The organism is Methylobacterium sp. 13MFTsu3.1M2 (genome assembly GCF_900112625.1).
GTDB lineage: Bacteria > Pseudomonadota > Alphaproteobacteria > Rhizobiales > Beijerinckiaceae > Methylobacterium.
Genome location: NZ_FOMM01000005.1, coordinates 127,609 through 143,013 on the forward strand (window position 1 = coordinate 127,609; position 15,405 = coordinate 143,013).

Consider the following 15,405-nt stretch of genomic DNA (forward strand, 5'->3'; position numbering starts at 1 on the left):
GTGTCTTACCGATCCACTTCGCCGAACACGATGTCGAGCGTGCCGAGCACGCAGGACACGTCGGCTAAGAGGTGCCCGCGGCACATCCAGTCCATCGCCTGCAGGTGCGCGAAGCCCGGCGCGCGGATCTTGCAGCGATACGGCTTGTTGGTCCCGTCGGACACCAGGTACACGCCGAACTCGCCCTTCGGCGCCTCGACCGCGGCGTAGACTTCGCCCTCGGGTACGTGGAAGCCCTCGGTGTAGAGCTTGAAGTGGTGGATGAGCGCCTCCATCGAGCGCTTCATCTCCCGGCGCGGCGGCGGCGCGAACTTGCCGTCGACGGAGGCGATCGGCCCCTGGCCGGCGGGCTCGCGCAGCTTGGCGACGCACTGCTTCATGATGCGCACGGATTCGCGCATCTCCTCCATGCGGATCACCTGGCGATCGTAGGTGTCGCCGTTCTTCCCGACGGGGATGTCGAACTCCATCTCCTCGTAGCACTCGTAGGGCTGCGCCTTGCGCAGGTCCCACGGGATGCCCGAGCCGCGCACCATCACGCCCGAGAAGCCCCACTCCATCGCCTCGTCGACCGACACGATGCCGATATCGACGTTGCGCTGCTTGAAGATGCGGTTGGCCATGACGAGGTCGTCGAGGTCCTGGACGACCTGCAGGAACGGGTCGCAGAACGCGTCGATGTCGTCGATGAGCTTTGGCGGCAGGTCCTGGTGGACGCCGCCGGGCCGGAAATAGTTGGCGTGGAGCCGGGCGCCGGAGGCCCGCTCGTAGAAGATCATCAGCTTCTCGCGCTCCTCGAAGCCCCAGAGCGGAGGCGTGAGGGCGCCGACGTCCATCGCCTGCGTGGTGACGTTGAGCAGGTGCGACAGCAGGCGGCCGATCTCGCAGAACAGCACACGGATCAGCTGCGCGCGGCGCGGCACCTCGATCCCTGCGAGCTTCTCGATCGCCAGGCAGAAGGCGTGCTCCTGGTTCATCGGCGACACGTAGTCGAGCCGGTCGAAATAGGGCGTCGCCTGCAGGTAGGTCTTGTACTCGATCAGCTTCTCGGTGCCGCGGTGGAGCAGCCCGATATGCGGGTCGACCCGCTCGACCACCTCGCCGTCGAGTTCCAGCACGAGGCGCAGCACGCCGTGCGCCGCCGGGTGCTGCGGGCCGAAGTTGATCGCGAAGTTGCGGATGTTGTGTTCGGTCACGGACGCTCTCCGCGGCTCAAGCCGACGTCTTCTCGTCGCCGGGGAGCACGTAGTCGGTGCCTTCCCACGGGGACAAGAAGTCGAAGTTCCGGAATTCCTGCGTCAGCTGCACCGGCTCGTAGACGACCCGCGCCTGGTCCTGGTCGTAGCGGACCTCGACGAAGCCGGTGAGCGGGAAGTCCTTGCGCAGGGGGTGCCCCTCGAAGCCGTAATCGGTGAGCAGGCGGCGCAGGTCGGGATGGCCCGAGAACAGGATCCCGTAGAGGTCGTAGGTCTCGCGCTCGTACCAGTTGGCCGCCGGGAAGACCTCGATCACCGAGGGGACCGGCGTCACCTCGTCGGTCTGCACCTTCACCCGGATGCGCAGGTTATGGCGCAGGGAGAGCAGGTGATAGACCACGTCGAAGCGCTTCTCGCGCTGCGGGTAGTCCACGCCGCATATGTCGATGAAGTTGCGGAACGCGCAGGCCGGATCGTCGCGCAGGTAGGTCAGCGCGTAGACGATGTCGGAGGCCTGCACCACCAGCGTCAGCTCGCCGAACGCGACGGTGTGGGACACGACCGCCGGGCCGAGGGCGCCGAGGACGCGCTCGGCCAGGGCCGAGACGGCGTCGTCGCCGTAGGCCGGCTGGGTGTGGGGCAGGATCGAGATGCCGTTCGTCATGGCCGCTCCTCAGCGCTCGATCGTGCCGGTCCGGCGGATCTTCTTCTGCAGCAGCAGCACGCCGTAGAGCAGCGCCTCGGCGGTGGGCGGGCAGCCGGGCACGTAGATGTCCACCGGCACCACCCGGTCGCAGCCGCGCACCACCGAGTAGGAATAGTGGTAGTAGCCGCCGCCGTTGGCGCAGGAGCCCATGGAGATGACGTAGCGCGGCTCGGGCATCTGGTCGTAGACCTTGCGCAAAGCCGGGGCCATCTTGTTGGTGAGCGTGCCGGCGACGATCATCACGTCGGACTGGCGCGGCGAGCCGCGGGGTGCGAAGCCGAATCGCTCGCAATCGTAGCGCGGCATCGACATCTGCATCATCTCGACCGCGCAGCAGGCGAGACCGAAGGTCATCCACATCAGCGAGCCCGTGCGGGCCCAGTTGATCAGCTCGTCCGTGGTGGTGAGCAGGAAGCCCCGGTCGGCCAGCTCGTCGCTGATCGACAGGAAGGTCGGGTCGTCCGCGCCGATCGGGCGGCCGGTGTTGGGATCGATGATCCCCTTCGGCTGGGGCGCGATCGCGGGGGCGCGGTTGGTGTCTGTGATCAGGGCCATCGGCGACTCAAGAATTCGGTGCGGGCGGCGAGCGGCGGGAGATCAATCCCATTCGAGGGCGCCCTTGCGCCACTCGTAGACGAAACCGACGGTCAGCACGCCCAGGAAGACGATCATCGACCAGAAGCCGAACCAGCCCAGGTCCCCGAAGGTGATCGCCCAGGGGAAGAGGAACGCGACCTCGAGGTCGAAGATGATGAACAGGATGGCGACGAGGTAGAAGCGCACGTCGAACTTCATGCGGGCGTCGTCGAACGCGTTGAAGCCGCACTCGTAGGCCGAGAGCTTCTCGGGATCGGGGCTCTTGAAGGCCACCAGGAACGGCACGACCAGGAGCGCCGTGGCGATGAACAGCGCCACGCCGATGAACACGATGAGCGGCAGGTAATCCGCCAACAATCCGGTCATGCCAGGGCCTCGCGAGACGAGTGAAACCGCGGTGCGACGCCGACCCGGATCCGCCCGTGGAATTGTTCTTATGCCAGGATGCGCGCGGCCGGAGGCTTAGTCGAGCCGCCGGCCCGTGACAATGGCTTGTCGCGTCGCACAAAGCGCGCTGTCGGTCGTCCTGTCGGTCATGTCCGAGATGGGCTTGCGCGGCGCCGGCGCAACACGACGGAAGCGCGCAGGCCCGAGTCGGGGGGCTGGTATGCCTGCGGCGGCGGTCGCGGATGGAGACGGATGCGAATCCGTGCGGGACGCGCTTGACAGGGCACCGGGCGCCCCATAAACCCCGCCCCGTCGCCGGGCGAAACGCCCCTTCGAAGCGACCACGCCGTGCGGGCGTAGCTCAGTTGGTTAGAGTGCCGGCCTGTCACGCCGGAGGTCGCGGGTTCGAGCCCCGTCGCCCGCGCCACGTCCCCCCGATATCATCATCAGAATTCGTCTCGCGGTGCACCGTGCCGACGCGCAGTCGCGTGTGCCCGAGCGGGACGGGTGATGGCTCGGCCGTGCGGTCAGGCCACCTTCGACGATTCGGGGGCAGGACTCGGCGGAGCGGCCGCGCCCGGCCGCGTCCCGCGCAGGCTGAGGGCGATACCCGTCAGGATCAGGCCTCCCCCGGCCAGGATGTCGGCGCTCAGCGGTTCGCCCAGGACGAGATGCGTGCTCAGGATGCCGGCCACCGGCACCAGCAGGGCGAAGGGCGTCACGGCAGCCGCCGGGTAGCGGGTCAGGAGCCCGTTCCAGAGGCCGAAGGCGAGGAGCGTCGTCGGGTAGGCCTGGAACGCGACCGATCCGATCGCCTCCCAGCTCGGATGCGCCAGCGCCGTGAGCGCCCCGGGCCCCTCGACGATCAGCGACAGGATGAGCAGGGGCGGCGTGGTGGCGAGGCTGCTCCAGACCATCAGCGCCAGGCGGTCGACCCGGCCGATCCGCTTCGCGACGACGTTCGCGCTGGCCCAGGACAGGGCCGCGCCGACGACGAGGATCAGCGGGCCGAGCGGGGCGCCTCCGCCCCGCCCGAGCGCCACCGCGGCGACGCCGAGGAGCGCGATGCTGCCGCCCAGGATCTGTCGTCGGCGCGGGCGCTCCCCCTGCAGCCCCCAGGCGAGCGCCACGGTGAACGGGACCTGGACCTGGATCAGGAGCGACGACAGCCCGGCCGGCATGCCGAGGCGGATCGCCGTCATGAGCAGCCCGAACTGGCCGACCCCGAGGGCGAGGCCGAACCCCGCCACCAGGGCGACGGGGGCCCGGGGCGGCCGGATCACCAGCGCCGCCGGCAGCGCCGCGAAGCCGAAGCGCAGGGCGCACAGCATCAGCGGCGGCACCGTCTCCAGGCCGACCTTGATGGCCACGAAGGCCAGCCCGAGGATCGTGACCACCAGGATTGCGGCGAGCCCGTCGCGCAGCGTCATGCGCGCACCCTACGCCGCACGCCGCCGCGTCACCACCGCATCACCACCGCATCACCAGGGCCGCACGGCCGCCCGAGCGTGGCGTCGCTCGTCGCGCCGGCCGACCAGCAGGTGGATCGCGTCGCAAGTGCCGGGCACGCAGGCATCGGCCACGTCCTGCCGCGTCAGGCCGATATCCTTCAGTTCCCGGTCCGACAGGGTCGACAGGCGCTGGAGCACGCGACGGTTCATCGCCGCCCGCGACAGGCCCGCGCGCACCTCGGCGGCGACCGTCAGCACGGGCCCGGCCATCCGGGCGAGCCATCCGCCGCGCGATCTGATCCGGGATCCGATCCGGGTTTCCAGGGCGGCGGTCTCTGTCAGGCACTGAGTCATGGATCCCCTCCTCCATGTTCCGGGGCGTCGCGATCCTGGCGCGCGGGGGCTGGCGGCGACAGGAACACTTCGGTACGGTTCAGAAGAATTGTCCGGACGAAAGAGCAGTACGGATGGCGGTCGCAGTCAGAAGCCCCGGGACGCGCGTCGAGGCCGTGGTCGGCGAGATTCGCGAGCGGATCGCGGCGCGGCGGCTGGTCCCGGGCGTGCGAATCCCCTCGGTCCGGGCCTTCGCGGAGACGATGGGCGTCTCGAAATCCACCGTCGTGGAGGCCTACGAGCGCCTCGCCGCCGAGGGCGCCGTGGTGCCGCGGCCGGGCTCGGGCTTCTACGTCGCCGGCAAGACCCGGCCGCTCTCGCTCCAGGCGATGGGGCCGCGGCTCGACCGGATCGTCGACCCGCTCTGGATCACCCGGCAGGCGCAGCAGGCCGGCTCCGACCAGCTGAAGCCCGGGGCCGGCTGGCTGCCCGATTCCTGGATGCCCCACGAGGCGATCCGCCGGGGCCTGCGCCGGGTGGCCCGGGCCGACCTCGCCGAGATGACCAACTATGACCGGCCCCTGGGCTACGAGCCCCTGCGCCACCAGATCGCCCGCAAGGTCGGCGAGAAGGGCGTCGGCGCCGAGCCCGACCAGATCGTGCTGGTCGAATCGGCCACGCAGGCGCTGGACCTCGTCTGCCGGTTCCTGCTCCAGCCCGGCGACACCGTGCTGGTCGACGATCCCTGCTACTTCAACTTCCTGGCGCTGCTGCGCGCGCAGCGCGTGGCGGTGGTCGGCGTGCCGATCACGCCGGAGGGGCCGGACCTGCAGGCGCTCGCGACCCTGCTGGAGCAGCACCGGCCGCGCTTCTACCTGACCAACGCCGCCCTCCAGAACCCGACCGGGGCGAGCCTCGCGCCGACCGTGGCGCACCGGCTCCTCAAGCTGTGCGAGGCGCACGACACGCTCATCGTCGAGGACGAGATCTTCGGCGACCTCGAGCCCGAGGCCGCCCCGCGGCTCGCCGGCTTCGACGGGCTGGAGCGGGTGATCCAGATCGGCAGCTTCTCCAAGACCCTGTCGGCGGCCGCGCGCTGCGGCTGGATCGCGCTCCGGGCCGACTGGGTCGAGCCGCTGGTCGATCTCAAGCTCGCCCTCAGCCTCGGCAACGGCCACATCACGGCCGCGCTGGTGCACGCGCTGATCACCGAGGGCGCCTACCGGCGGCACCTCGCCGAGACCCGCCGCCGGCTCGCCGGCGCGATGGTGCAGGCCTCCGCGGAGCTGCGCGCCTGCGGCCTCGAGACCTGGGCGCAGCCCCGGGGCGGCTTCTTCCTGTGGATGCGGCTGCCCGACGGGCGCGACGGGGCCGACGTCGCCCGCCGGGCGCTGGCCCGCGGCATGGTGCTGGCGCCCGGGACCTCGTTCAGCCTGTCGGATGCGTGGAACGGCTACATGCGCTTCAATGTGGCCCACTGCGCCGACCCGCGGATCCGGCCGATCCTCCGGGAGGCGCTGGGCTGAGGGGCCCGGTCAGGCCGGCAGCCGCAGCTCCGCCCGCAGGCCGCCGAGATCCGACCGCCCGAGGCTCAGGCCGCCGCCGTACAGCTCGGCGAGCTCCAGGGTGATCGGCAGCCCGAAGCCGTGGCCCGGCACGCCCTCGTCGAGGCGCCGGCCCCGGGCCATGACGGCGGATGCCGCCGCCGGGTCGAGGCCGGGTCCGTCATCCTCCACGACTACGGCCACCGCGCCGTCGCGCGCCGCCGCCGAGACCCGCACGCGGCCGCGGCACCAGCGGCAGGCATTGTCCACGAGGTTGCCGAGCATCTCGTCGAGATCCTGGCCCTCGCAGGAGACCGACAGGGCCTCCGGGACGCCGAGGTCGATCGCCGCGCCCTTCTCGGCGTGGATCCGGGTCAGCGCCGCGCGCAGGTCCGACAGGCGGGGCGCCAGGGCCGTGCGGCCCCGGGCCGAGCCCGCCAGGGCCGCGGCCCGGGCGCGCCGGAGGTGGTGGCGCACCCGCCGGTCCATGTCGTCCACCTGCCGGCGCAGGGCGCCGTCCGGGTCGCGGGCCGGCTCGGCGAGGGCCATCGACAGGGTGGCGAGCGGCGTCTTGAGGGCGTGGGCGAGGTTGGCGACGTGGCCGCGGGCGCGTTCCAGGTTCTGCGCGTTCTGGTCGAGGAGCGCGTTGAGCTCCGCCACCATCGGCGCGATCTCGGCCGGCTGGTCCGCCGGCACGCGCTCGTGCCGCCCTGCCCGGACCGACGCGAGGTCCGCGCGCAGGCGCGTCAGCGGCGCGAGGCCCAGGCGCACCTGGAAGGCCAGGCCCGCGAGCAGGCACAGGCCGAGGATGCCGAGCGCCAGGGCGAGGCTCGTGAGCGCCTCGCGCAGCGGCCCGCGCAGCTCCCCCTCCGGCGCCGCCACCACGATCGTCGCCGGCTCGGGCCCGGGCACGGCCAGCACGCGGGCGACGAGGGGCTCGCCGCGCGGCCCCGTGCCCGAGGCCGGGTGCGGCCGGCCCGGATCGTCGTCCGGTCCGGGATCGGACAGGCGGATGTCCCCGCCCCGCAGGGAGCCGGATCGGATCGTCTCGGCGCCACGGCGCACCTCCCAGGCCCAGCCGGGGCCGGGCCGGTCGAAGGGCGGCGCGTCGAGCCCCTGCGGGAGGATCCCGGCCTCGAGCCCGGCCCGCAGGGCGACGATCTGCGCGTCGAGCCGGCCGTCGAGCTGCCCGCGCACGAAGCGGTGCAGGATCACCCCGATGGCGAGGCCCGCCACCACCAGGGCCGCCAGCACCAGCACCAGGGCCGACGCGAGCAGCCGTGTGCGGAGCGAGCGGCGCCGCGCCGTCGCCGCCATCAGGCGGGCTCCGCGTGCAGGCGGTAGCCGTGGCCGCGCACGCTCTCGATCCGCGCAGGCGCGATCTTCCGGCGCAGGCGCGTGATGATCACCTCGACGGAGTTCGAATCGACGTCGGCGTCGCCCTCGTAGACCCGCTCGATCAGGTGCGGGCGCGGCACCACGGTCTCGCGGTTCAGCATCAGGCAGGACAGGACCCGCCATTCCAGGCCGGTGAGCTTGAGCGGCAGGCCCTCGTGCTCGAAGGCGCCGAGACCCGGATCGAAGCTGAGGGGACCGCAGGTGATCCGGCTCGCGCCCCCGCCCTGGGACCGGCGCACGAGGGCGCGGAGGCGGATCACCAGCTCCTCCACGCGCACCGGCTTCACGAGATAGTCGTCCGCCCCCGCCTTGAAGGCCGCGACCTTGTCGCTCCAGCCGTCCCGGGCGGTGAGCACCAGCACCGGCAGGGTCCGGCCGGCCCCGCGCCAGGCCCGCAGCACCGAGACGCCGTCGCCCTTCGGCAGGCCGAGATCGAGCACGACGGCGTCGTAGCCCTCGGTCTCGCCGAGATGCTGGGCGTCCTCGCCGGTGGCGGCGTGGTCGAGCACGAAGTTCTCGGCGCGCAGGACCTTGGCGACCTCCGCCGCGAGGGCGGCGTCGTCCTCCACCAGCAGGATCTTCACCGGTCTCACCTCCCCGTCTGAACCGCGGCGGCCGGCCGGTTTCGCCCGCCGCCGCCGGCACTTAGGGCCGTGGTCTCACGTCGGCTCCCGGGACGGCCGCCCGGGCGCCGACCTGTCGGCCCACATCAACGCCCGCTGCCAAGCCTCTGAACCCGCACGGGTTCCACACGGAGCGCTCTAGGGCGGCGCGTTTAACCGGGCCTGAACCGCGCGGTTCAGACCGGATTGCCGGCGCCTCCCTAGGAAGGGGCATCGGATCGAGCCGATCCGGACCCTTCAGAGGATGAGATCATGAGCGACGACAAGACCATCGACGGGACCGCGCGGGAAGTCCGCGAGACCGAGGCCGCCAAGCCGGCGTCGCGGGCGGTGCCGCGGCGGACCTGGGTGGTGGGCGCGGTGGCGCTGCCACTGGCCCTGGGCGCCGTCGGCCTGTCCCTGGCGCAGGGAACGCCGTTCCAGCCGACGCCGGTCGCGCCGGTGGCGATCCAGGCCCTGGCCCCCTCCGGCGCGACCGCTATCAAGGGTGAGGTCGCGGAGATCTTCGGCAACAAGTTCGTGGTGCAGGACGGGACCGGGCGGGCCCTCGTGGAGACGGGCCGCGAGGGCGAGGGCGGCGGCCTCGTCGCCAAGGGCGAGACCGTGACGGTGCAGGGTCGCTTCGAGACCGGCTTCCTGCGCGCCCGGGTCCTGACCCACGGGGACGGGCGCACGCTGCTGCTCGGGCCGGCCGGCGGCCCTCCGACCGGCAGCCTGGACTGGGCCAAGGACCGGCTCGGTCTCGGGCCGAAGCCCGACATGGCCGCCCTGACCGCCTCGCTCCAGGCGGCGGGCTACGGCGACGTGCGGGTCACGGGTCAAGGGCCGCGCCACGTCGAGGTGGCCGCGAAGGACCGGGACGGCCGCGAGCACCAGCTCCATGTCGGCTTCGACGGCCAGGTGCGGGAGCGCCCGGAGCCGGGGCTGCCGCCGCTCTGAGCCGGGCCCGGGCGGGTCCGCGTGCAACCCTTCCGCGCCTGCCGCGTCCTCCTGTCTCTCGCCGGACAGGAGGTGCGCGCCGTGGAGCCGATGAAGCCGATGGAACCCATGAAGCCCATGGAGCCCATGGAGCCCATGAAACCGATGAAGGGCGCGGAGCCCTGGTGGCCGAAGGATCTCGGCGAGCCCGCGACCAGCGGCGCGCAGAACGGGATGAGGTACGCGTTCTTCCCGGACAAGCGCCGCCTCCTCGTCGACCGCGACGGGCAGGTCTCGACCTACGACAGCGGCGACCACCGGATCGGCGGCTTCGCGCAGGCGGACGGGGCGGCCAAGACCCTGACCTTCACCGGCCAGGACGGCGAGGTCGACCTGGGCTCCCTGAAGAAGCTCGACTGAGCCCGGCGTGGACAGGCCGGGACGGCGCGCTTAAGCCCGGCCCGACCATGCGAGCCGTCCCGCCAGACCCCGCGATGCCATGCGCGCGCTGATCGACCTCGTCCGCGCCATGCGGTCGGCCGACCGGCGCCGGCTCGCCCTGATCGCCCTCGGCCTCGCGGCGGCGGCGCTGCTCGAGGTGGTGGGCGTCGCCTCGGTGATCCCGTTCCTGACGCTGGTCGGGGACCCGTCGGCGGCGACCCGGATCCCCTACCTGGCCCAGGCCCGGAGCGCCCTCGGACTGACCGACGAGCGCGGCTTCCTGCTGGTGACCGGCGGGGCCGCGCTCGCGGCGATCCTCGTCACCGCGCTGGTGAATGCCGGGCTGACCTACGCGCAGCTCCGGTTCACGCACCTGGCCGGCTACAGCCTCAGCCGGCGGCTGCTGTTCCGCTACCTCGACCGGGAGCGGCTGTTCTTCGCGAAGGCCAACAGCGCCGAGCTCGCCAAGAACGTGCTGTCCGAGACCGACCGGCTGGTGATCGGCGCGCTGACCCCCGCCACGGTGCTCGCCTCGCGGGCGAGCTCGGCGCTCGCGGTGATCGTCTTCCTGCTGGCCTACGCGCCGCAGCTCGCGCTGATCCTGGGGGGCGGCTTCGGCGGCCTCTATGTCGGGATCTACCTCGTGATGCGCGCCCGGCTGGCGCGGCTGGGCGGCCGCACCGTCGCCGACAACGAGGCCCGCTTCCGGATCGTGCAGGAGACCTTCGGGGCGCTCACCGAGCTGAAGCTCTACGGGCGCGCGGAGGCGTTCGCGTCGCGGTTCGACGCCCCGGCCCGGGCCTACGCCCTCGCCACCGCGGCGAGCCAGCTCACCGGCCAGATGCCGCGCTTCGTCATCGAGGCCCTGGCCTTCGGCGGGGTGATCGTGGTGGTGCTGTTCGCGCTCGCCCAGGGGCTCGACGTCGCCGGCATCCTGCCGCTGCTCGGCCTGTTCGCCTTCGCGGGCTACCGCATGCTGCCGGCCTTCCAGAACATCTTCACCTCGGTGGCGCTGATGCGCTTCACCCTGCCGGCGGTGCGGGTGATCGTCGACGAGCTCGCCGACGAGCGCGAGCCCCGGCCCCGCACCGCGGAGCGGCTGCCCTTCGCGCGGGCGATCCGGCTCGAGGGCCTCGGCTTCGACTACGGCACCGGCCGTCCGGCCCTCGCGGGGATCGACCTGACGATCCCGGTCAACGCTACGGTCGGCCTCGCCGGGCGGACCGGCTCGGGCAAGTCGACGCTCGCGGGCCTGATCCTCGGCGTCCTGAGCCCGACCGCCGGGCGGATCACCGTGGACGGCCGGGCCCTCGATGCCGACACCCTGCCCGCCTGGCAGAACCGGATCGGCTACGTCCCGCAGGAGGTGTTCCTGGTGGACGGCACGTTGGCGGAGAACATCGCGCTCGGCCTCGACGCGCCGGACCTCGCCGCCGTCGAGCGGGCGGCGCGGCTCGCCGGCGCCCACGACTTCGTCGCGGCCCTGCCCCACGGCTACGCGGAGCGGGTCGGCGAGCGCGGGGCGCGGCTGTCCGGAGGCCAGCGCCAGCGCGTCGGCATCGCCCGGGCCCTCTACCATGACCCGGACGTCATCGTCTTCGACGAAGCGACCTCGGCCCTCGACGACGAGACGCAGGCGGCCGTGATGCGGGCGCTGCGCGCCCTCTCGGGCCGGCGGACGCTGATCCTGATCGCCCACCGCCTCTCGACCCTGGAGGGCGCCGACGCGGTCCACGTCCTGGAAGCCGGCCGGATCGTCGCTTCCGGGCCGCCCGAGACGGTCCTGCCGGGGCTCGGAACGGCGGCCTGAGCAACCGCGCGCCGGGGCCTTGCGTCCGGCCCCGCCTCCGTTACCTCGGCTCACCGAGGCAGACCGGGAGAGCACCGTGACCACGCGCATCGAGCTGACCGCATCGGACGGCACCACCGCGACGCTCGCGACCGACGGGGCCGAGCCGATCTCGTGGCGGGTCGGCGGGACCGAGTATCTCTGGAGCGGCGATCCCGAGCACTGGAACCGCCACGCGCCCTGGCTCTTCCCGGTGGTCGGCGCCTCGGCGGGCGGGCACGTGACGGTCGGGTCCGAGCGCTACCCGATGGCCCAGCACGGCTTCGCCCGGGACCTGCCCTTCGCGGTGGTCGACCGGAGCGCCGACGCGGTGACCCTGCGCCTGACCGACGGGCCCGAGACGCGGGCGCACTACCCGTTCGCGTTCCGGCTCGACATCGCCGCGCGGGTCCGCCCGGCGGGGCTCGACCTCGACGTGACCGTCGCCAATCCCGGCGCCGTCCCCCTGCCCTACGCCCTCGGCTTCCACCCGGCCTTCCCGTGGCCCTTCGCGGGCGGCACCCGCGCCCGCGACGGCGGCTACGCGGTCGCCTTCGAGGAGGCGGAGTGGCCCTTCGCCCCGCAGGTCGGCCCGGGCGGCCTGCTGCTGCGCGACGAGCAGCCGATCCCCCTCGCCGGAGACACGCTGCCCCTCGATCCGGCGCTCTTCACCGAGGCCTTCGTGTTCCGGAACGCCCGCAGCCGCTGGATGCGCTTCACCGGCCCCGGACGATCGATCCGCATGGAGATGGCGGATTTCCCCCACCTGGCGGTCTGGACCAAGCCGACCGCACCCTTCCTGTCGCTTGAGTGCTGGACCGGCTACGCCGACTGGTCGGACTTCGCGGGCGACCTCGCCGCGCGCGATTCGCAGCGCCTGCTCGCCCCGGGCGCCGCGGCGCGCCACGGCGTCCGCCTGACGCTGGAGACCTAGCCCTTGCGGATCTGGGTGGCGCGGCCCGAGCCGGGAGCGACGCGGACCGGGACGGCCCTGGCCGAACTCGGCCACGCGCCGCTCGTGGCGCCCGTCCTGGCCGTGCGGCCGACCGCGGCGGCCCCGCCCATGGGACCCTTCGCCGCGCTGCTGCTGACCAGCGCCAACGCGGTTCCGGCGATCCGCGACGCGCCGGCCCTGCGCGGCCTCCCGGTCTTCGCCGTCGGCGCTCGGACGGCCGCCCTGGCCCGCGCGGCCGGTCTCGGCCCCGTCCGGGAGGGCCCCGGCGACGCCGCGGGCCTCGCCGGCTTGGTGGCGGCGACGCTGCCGCCCAGCCAGCCGCTCCTCCACGCGACGGGAGCCGAGCGCAAGCCGGAACCGGCGGCGACGCTCACGGCCGCCGGATTCCGGGTCACGGCCTTCGTGGCGTACCGGGCCGAACCGCTGGACCGCCTGCCGCCGGCGGTCGGCCGCGAACTCGCCGGGAACCGCCTCGAGGCGGCCCTTCACTATTCCCGGCGCAGCGCCGCCGTCGCCCTTGCCCTCGCGGATGGATCGGAGCACGGCGGAGCTTTCCGCCGGCTGAGGCATTACTGCCTATCGCCGGATGTTGCGGCACCCCTGGAAGCGGCCGGTGTTCCGGTCCATTTCGTCGCGGCACGCCCGCGCGAAGCGGACCTGCTCGGCGCCCTGACAGGGCGACCGGGCTAACCGCGCGGTGACAGGGAGGCCGGGCCGCCGTATCTCGCCCTCGCGCCCGGCGCCGCCGCGGTGCTAGGGGGGCGCGGCGACGCCGAAGAGTTGGAGGACTTGCCCGTGACGCCACCACCCAGCGACGCCGACAAGCCCGGCCCCGGCGGCCGGAAGCCGGACGCCGCGCCCGGCAAGCCCGGGCAGTCCAGCCCGCCCGGTGGCGCGTCCCGACCGGCCGCGACGTCGGCGTCCACAGCCTCCACGTCGGCCTCGACGTCCGCTTCCACCTCTTCCACCGCCGCCGGCGGCGTGCGGGGGCCGCAGGGATCCGCGTCCGGAACGCCGCCCAGGCCGGCGACCGACCCGGTCGTGACCGCCAAGCCCGGCACGACCGATCCGAAGGCCGACGCCGGCAAGCTGGCCTCCGGGGCCGACAGCCTGAAGCCGTCGACCGGCCCGGCCGCCCAGTCGGCCGGTGCGAAGCCCGATCCCGTGACGGCGGGCGCCGCGTCGTCGGCCTCCGACGGCAGGACCGGAGCGTCCCCCTCGTCGTCGTCGACGGCCTCCACCGCCGCGTCCGGGACGTCCGGCGCGAAGATCGATCCGAAGGCCGCGCAGCCCGGAACCGGCCCGCAGGGCGGTCCCCGTCCGGGCGGACCCGCACCCGGCGCCGCGGGCCCGGCGGCGGCCAGCGCGGTGACGGCCGGCCCGATCATCGACCTGAAGGCCAAGCGGATCCCGGATCCGGCGACCGCCGGCAAGGAGCCGGGCAAGGACGCTTCCAGGGACACCGCCCAGAATACCTTCAAGGATACCCCCAAGGACGCCTCCAGGGACGGCAAGGAGCCGCCGAAAGGCCCGATCCCCGCGGTGGCCGCCGTCGATCCCAGCAGGAGCGCCGCCGCGCCCGCCGGCCGGGCCCGGGCCGGGTTCGGCTCGCTCGCGGCCGCGGGGCTGCTCGGCGGCGTGATCGGCGCCGGCCTGCTGTTCGGCGCTGAGAAGGCCGGGATCGGTCCCGACCCACGCCTGAGCGCCCTGGACCAGAGGCTCTCCAGCCAGCTCGCGTCCCTCGACAAGCGTCTCGACGGGCAGGCCCCGCGCGACGCCGTGACGGCGCTCGACAAGCGCGTCGCCGCCGCCGAGGCGAGCGCCAAGCAGGCCCTGGACAAGTCCGGTGCGGCGCCCGCGTCCACCGCCGACGGGCAAGCGGCCGGTCAGGCCTCCGGTCAGGCCCCCGCGGTGCCGCCGGATCTCGTCGCCCGCCTCGATAGCCTCGACCAGCGCGTCGCGGCCCTGCAGGAGGAGCCGGGTCAGGAGCCCGGTCGCGACCAGCCGGCCGATTCGAAGCTCGGCGTGGTCCAGGACAACGCGAAGCAGATCGCCGACCTCGAGACCCGCCTGAAGGCGGTGGAGGATGGCGGCGCCAACAAGGGCGCGGCCGAGGAGGCCGCTCGCAAGGTCGCGGCGCTGCAGAGCGAGGTGGAGCAGAAGACCAAGGCGAACGCCGAGGCCGACGCGGCCCTGGGGCAGCGCCTCGACGCGCTGCAGCAGGCCGTCGATGCGCGGGTGAAGGCCGCGACCGAGGCGGTCCAGGCGGCGACCCAGGCGAGCCGCACCGCCGCCGAGGCCGGACAGGCCCAGGCCGCGGAGGCCGCGAAGGCGGTCGACCGGCGGCTGCAGGAGCAGGCCGACCAGATCGCCGCCCTGGACAAGAGCGTCGCGCAGCGCGCCGAGGCCAGCACCGTCCAGGCGGCGCTCCGGGTCGTCGTCGCCGACCGCGTGGCGGCCGCCCTGGAATCCGGGACGAGCTACGCCGAGCCGCTCGCGACCCTGCGCAAGCTCGATCCGGGGACCGACGCGCAGGCCAAGGCCTTGGCGCCCTTCGCCGACGGCGGTGCTCCCTCGGCCGGGGATCTTGCCGACACGTTCCGGCCGATCGCCGAGCGGATCGCGGCCAAGCGGCAGGCGCAGCGGGCCAAGAGCGCGGCCGAGACCGGCGATTTCCGCACCAAGCTCCTCAGCATGGCCGACGGTCTCGTGCAGATCCGCAAGGCCGACGCACCCGCTCCCGAGGCCGCGGACGATCCGGAGAGCAAGGTCCAGGCGGCCCTCGACCGCGGCGACCTGCCGGCGGCCTCGGCGGCCTTCGCGGCGCTCCCGGCCGAGGCCCGGGAGCAGGCCGGAGATTTCGGCGCCAAGCTCAAGGCCCGGGCCGAGGCCGAGCAGGCCGTGCGCGCGCTGCTCGACGGCGCCTTCAAGGCCCTGCCGGTCGGCGCCGCCCAGCCGGCCCAGGCCGCCCCCGGGCGCTAGGCCGGTGAGGGCCCCGATCCGCGCGCTGCGCGGCCGCACCATCTCC

General features: G+C 73.6%; 15 protein-coding genes and 1 tRNA gene. 8 read left to right on the top strand and 8 right to left on the bottom strand.

Going from position 1 to position 15,405, the window contains the following annotated elements; translation table 11 throughout:
• Positions 1–5: 5 nt before the first annotated feature.
• Genes BM314_RS05230 through BM314_RS05245 form a run of 4 tightly spaced genes read right to left on the bottom strand, consistent with a single transcriptional unit; the run spans position 6 to position 2,865 of the window.
• Positions 6–1,196: an NADH-quinone oxidoreductase subunit D gene (locus BM314_RS05230; RefSeq protein WP_020092237.1), complete on the bottom strand. Its 1,191-nt coding sequence runs from the start codon at positions 1,194–1,196 to the stop codon at positions 6–8.
• 16 nt (positions 1,197–1,212) lie between these two features.
• Positions 1,213–1,860: an NADH-quinone oxidoreductase subunit C gene (locus BM314_RS05235; protein WP_056532537.1), complete on the bottom strand. Its 648-nt coding sequence runs from the start codon at positions 1,858–1,860 to the stop codon at positions 1,213–1,215.
• A gap of 9 nt (positions 1,861–1,869) precedes the next feature.
• Complete coding sequence (locus BM314_RS05240) at positions 1,870–2,457, bottom strand: NuoB/complex I 20 kDa subunit family protein (protein ID WP_010686017.1); 588 nt, start codon at positions 2,455–2,457, stop codon at positions 1,870–1,872.
• Between the two features lie 42 nt (positions 2,458–2,499).
• Complete coding sequence (locus BM314_RS05245) at positions 2,500–2,865, bottom strand: NADH-quinone oxidoreductase subunit A (protein WP_007560754.1); 366 nt, start codon at positions 2,863–2,865, stop codon at positions 2,500–2,502.
• A gap of 371 nt (positions 2,866–3,236) precedes the next feature.
• On the opposite strand from BM314_RS05245, the gene BM314_RS05250 reads away from it, so the two are divergent.
• A tRNA-Asp gene (locus BM314_RS05250) sits at positions 3,237–3,313 on the top strand.
• 100 nt (positions 3,314–3,413) lie between these two features.
• Here the strand turns inward: BM314_RS05250 and BM314_RS05255 are convergent.
• Positions 3,414–4,316 carry an EamA family transporter gene (locus BM314_RS05255; RefSeq protein WP_091977243.1) on the bottom strand — a complete coding sequence of 301 codons (903 nt, stop codon included), beginning with the start codon at positions 4,314–4,316 and terminating at the stop codon, positions 3,414–3,416.
• A gap of 51 nt (positions 4,317–4,367) precedes the next feature.
• A complete protein-coding gene (locus tag BM314_RS05260; protein WP_091977245.1) occupies positions 4,368–4,691 on the bottom strand; it encodes a DUF1127 domain-containing protein in 324 nt (107 codons plus the stop codon).
• 113 nt (positions 4,692–4,804) lie between these two features.
• Here BM314_RS05260 and BM314_RS05265 point away from each other — a divergent pair, with 113 nt between their 5' ends.
• Positions 4,805–6,196: an aminotransferase-like domain-containing protein gene (locus BM314_RS05265; protein WP_091977247.1), complete on the top strand. Its 1,392-nt coding sequence runs from the start codon at positions 4,805–4,807 to the stop codon at positions 6,194–6,196.
• A 9-nt stretch (positions 6,197–6,205) separates the two neighbouring features.
• On the opposite strand, the gene BM314_RS05270 is transcribed toward BM314_RS05265, so the two are convergent.
• Together BM314_RS05270 and BM314_RS05275 are read right to left on the bottom strand one after the other, a co-directional pair.
• A complete protein-coding gene (locus BM314_RS05270; protein WP_091977248.1) occupies positions 6,206–7,531 on the bottom strand; it encodes a sensor histidine kinase in 1,326 nt (441 codons plus the stop codon).
• Positions 7,531–8,196, bottom strand: a complete 666-nt coding sequence (locus BM314_RS05275; RefSeq protein WP_020092230.1) for a response regulator transcription factor — start codon at positions 8,194–8,196, stop codon at positions 7,531–7,533. The genes BM314_RS05270 and BM314_RS05275 overlap by 1 nt, the downstream gene beginning before the upstream one ends.
• Positions 8,197–8,487: 291 nt before the next feature.
• Here BM314_RS05275 and BM314_RS05280 point away from each other — a divergent pair, with 291 nt between their 5' ends.
• From BM314_RS05280 to BM314_RS05305, 6 genes are all read left to right on the top strand, one after another.
• Positions 8,488–9,174: a DNA-binding protein gene (locus tag BM314_RS05280; RefSeq protein ID WP_091977250.1), complete on the top strand. Its 687-nt coding sequence runs from the start codon at positions 8,488–8,490 to the stop codon at positions 9,172–9,174.
• A gap of 21 nt (positions 9,175–9,195) precedes the next feature.
• The gene (locus tag BM314_RS05285; protein WP_244539845.1) at positions 9,196–9,573 is read left to right on the top strand and encodes a hypothetical protein; all 378 of its coding nucleotides are present in this window, start codon (positions 9,196–9,198) and stop codon (positions 9,571–9,573) included.
• Positions 9,574–9,652: 79 nt separating this feature from the next.
• Positions 9,653–11,404, top strand: coding sequence for an ABC transporter ATP-binding protein (locus BM314_RS05290; protein ID WP_091977252.1), 1,752 nt, complete (start codon positions 9,653–9,655; stop codon positions 11,402–11,404).
• Positions 11,405–11,480: 76 nt separating this feature from the next.
• Entirely contained in the window at positions 11,481–12,356 is an 876-nt protein-coding gene (locus BM314_RS05295) for an aldose 1-epimerase family protein (protein WP_091977254.1), read from the top strand.
• A gap of 3 nt (positions 12,357–12,359) precedes the next feature.
• Complete coding sequence (locus BM314_RS05300) at positions 12,360–13,067, top strand: uroporphyrinogen-III synthase (protein ID WP_091977256.1); 708 nt, start codon at positions 12,360–12,362, stop codon at positions 13,065–13,067.
• 351 nt (positions 13,068–13,418) lie between these two features.
• Positions 13,419–15,359 carry a translation initiation factor 2 gene (locus tag BM314_RS05305; protein ID WP_244539847.1) on the top strand — a complete coding sequence of 647 codons (1,941 nt, stop codon included), beginning with the start codon at positions 13,419–13,421 and terminating at the stop codon, positions 15,357–15,359.
• Positions 15,360–15,405 lie beyond the last annotated feature (46 nt).

Coding starts and splice junctions, on each gene's coding strand:
- BM314_RS05235 (WP_056532537.1), bottom strand. CDS start 1,860: ATGACGAACGGCATCTCGATCCTGCCCCACACCCAGCCGGCCTACGGC.
- BM314_RS05240 (WP_010686017.1), bottom strand. CDS start 2,457: ATGGCCCTGATCACAGACACCAACCGCGCCCCCGCGATCGCGCCCCAG.
- BM314_RS05245 (WP_007560754.1), bottom strand. CDS start 2,865: ATGACCGGATTGTTGGCGGATTACCTGCCGCTCATCGTGTTCATCGGC.
- BM314_RS05255 (WP_091977243.1), bottom strand. CDS start 4,316: ATGACGCTGCGCGACGGGCTCGCCGCAATCCTGGTGGTCACGATCCTC.
- BM314_RS05260 (WP_091977245.1), bottom strand. CDS start 4,691: ATGACTCAGTGCCTGACAGAGACCGCCGCCCTGGAAACCCGGATCGGA.
- BM314_RS05265 (WP_091977247.1), top strand. CDS start 4,805: ATGGCGGTCGCAGTCAGAAGCCCCGGGACGCGCGTCGAGGCCGTGGTC.
- BM314_RS05270 (WP_091977248.1), bottom strand. CDS start 7,531: ATGGCGGCGACGGCGCGGCGCCGCTCGCTCCGCACACGGCTGCTCGCG.
- BM314_RS05280 (WP_091977250.1), top strand. CDS start 8,488: ATGAGCGACGACAAGACCATCGACGGGACCGCGCGGGAAGTCCGCGAG.
- BM314_RS05290 (WP_091977252.1), top strand. CDS start 9,653: ATGCGCGCGCTGATCGACCTCGTCCGCGCCATGCGGTCGGCCGACCGG.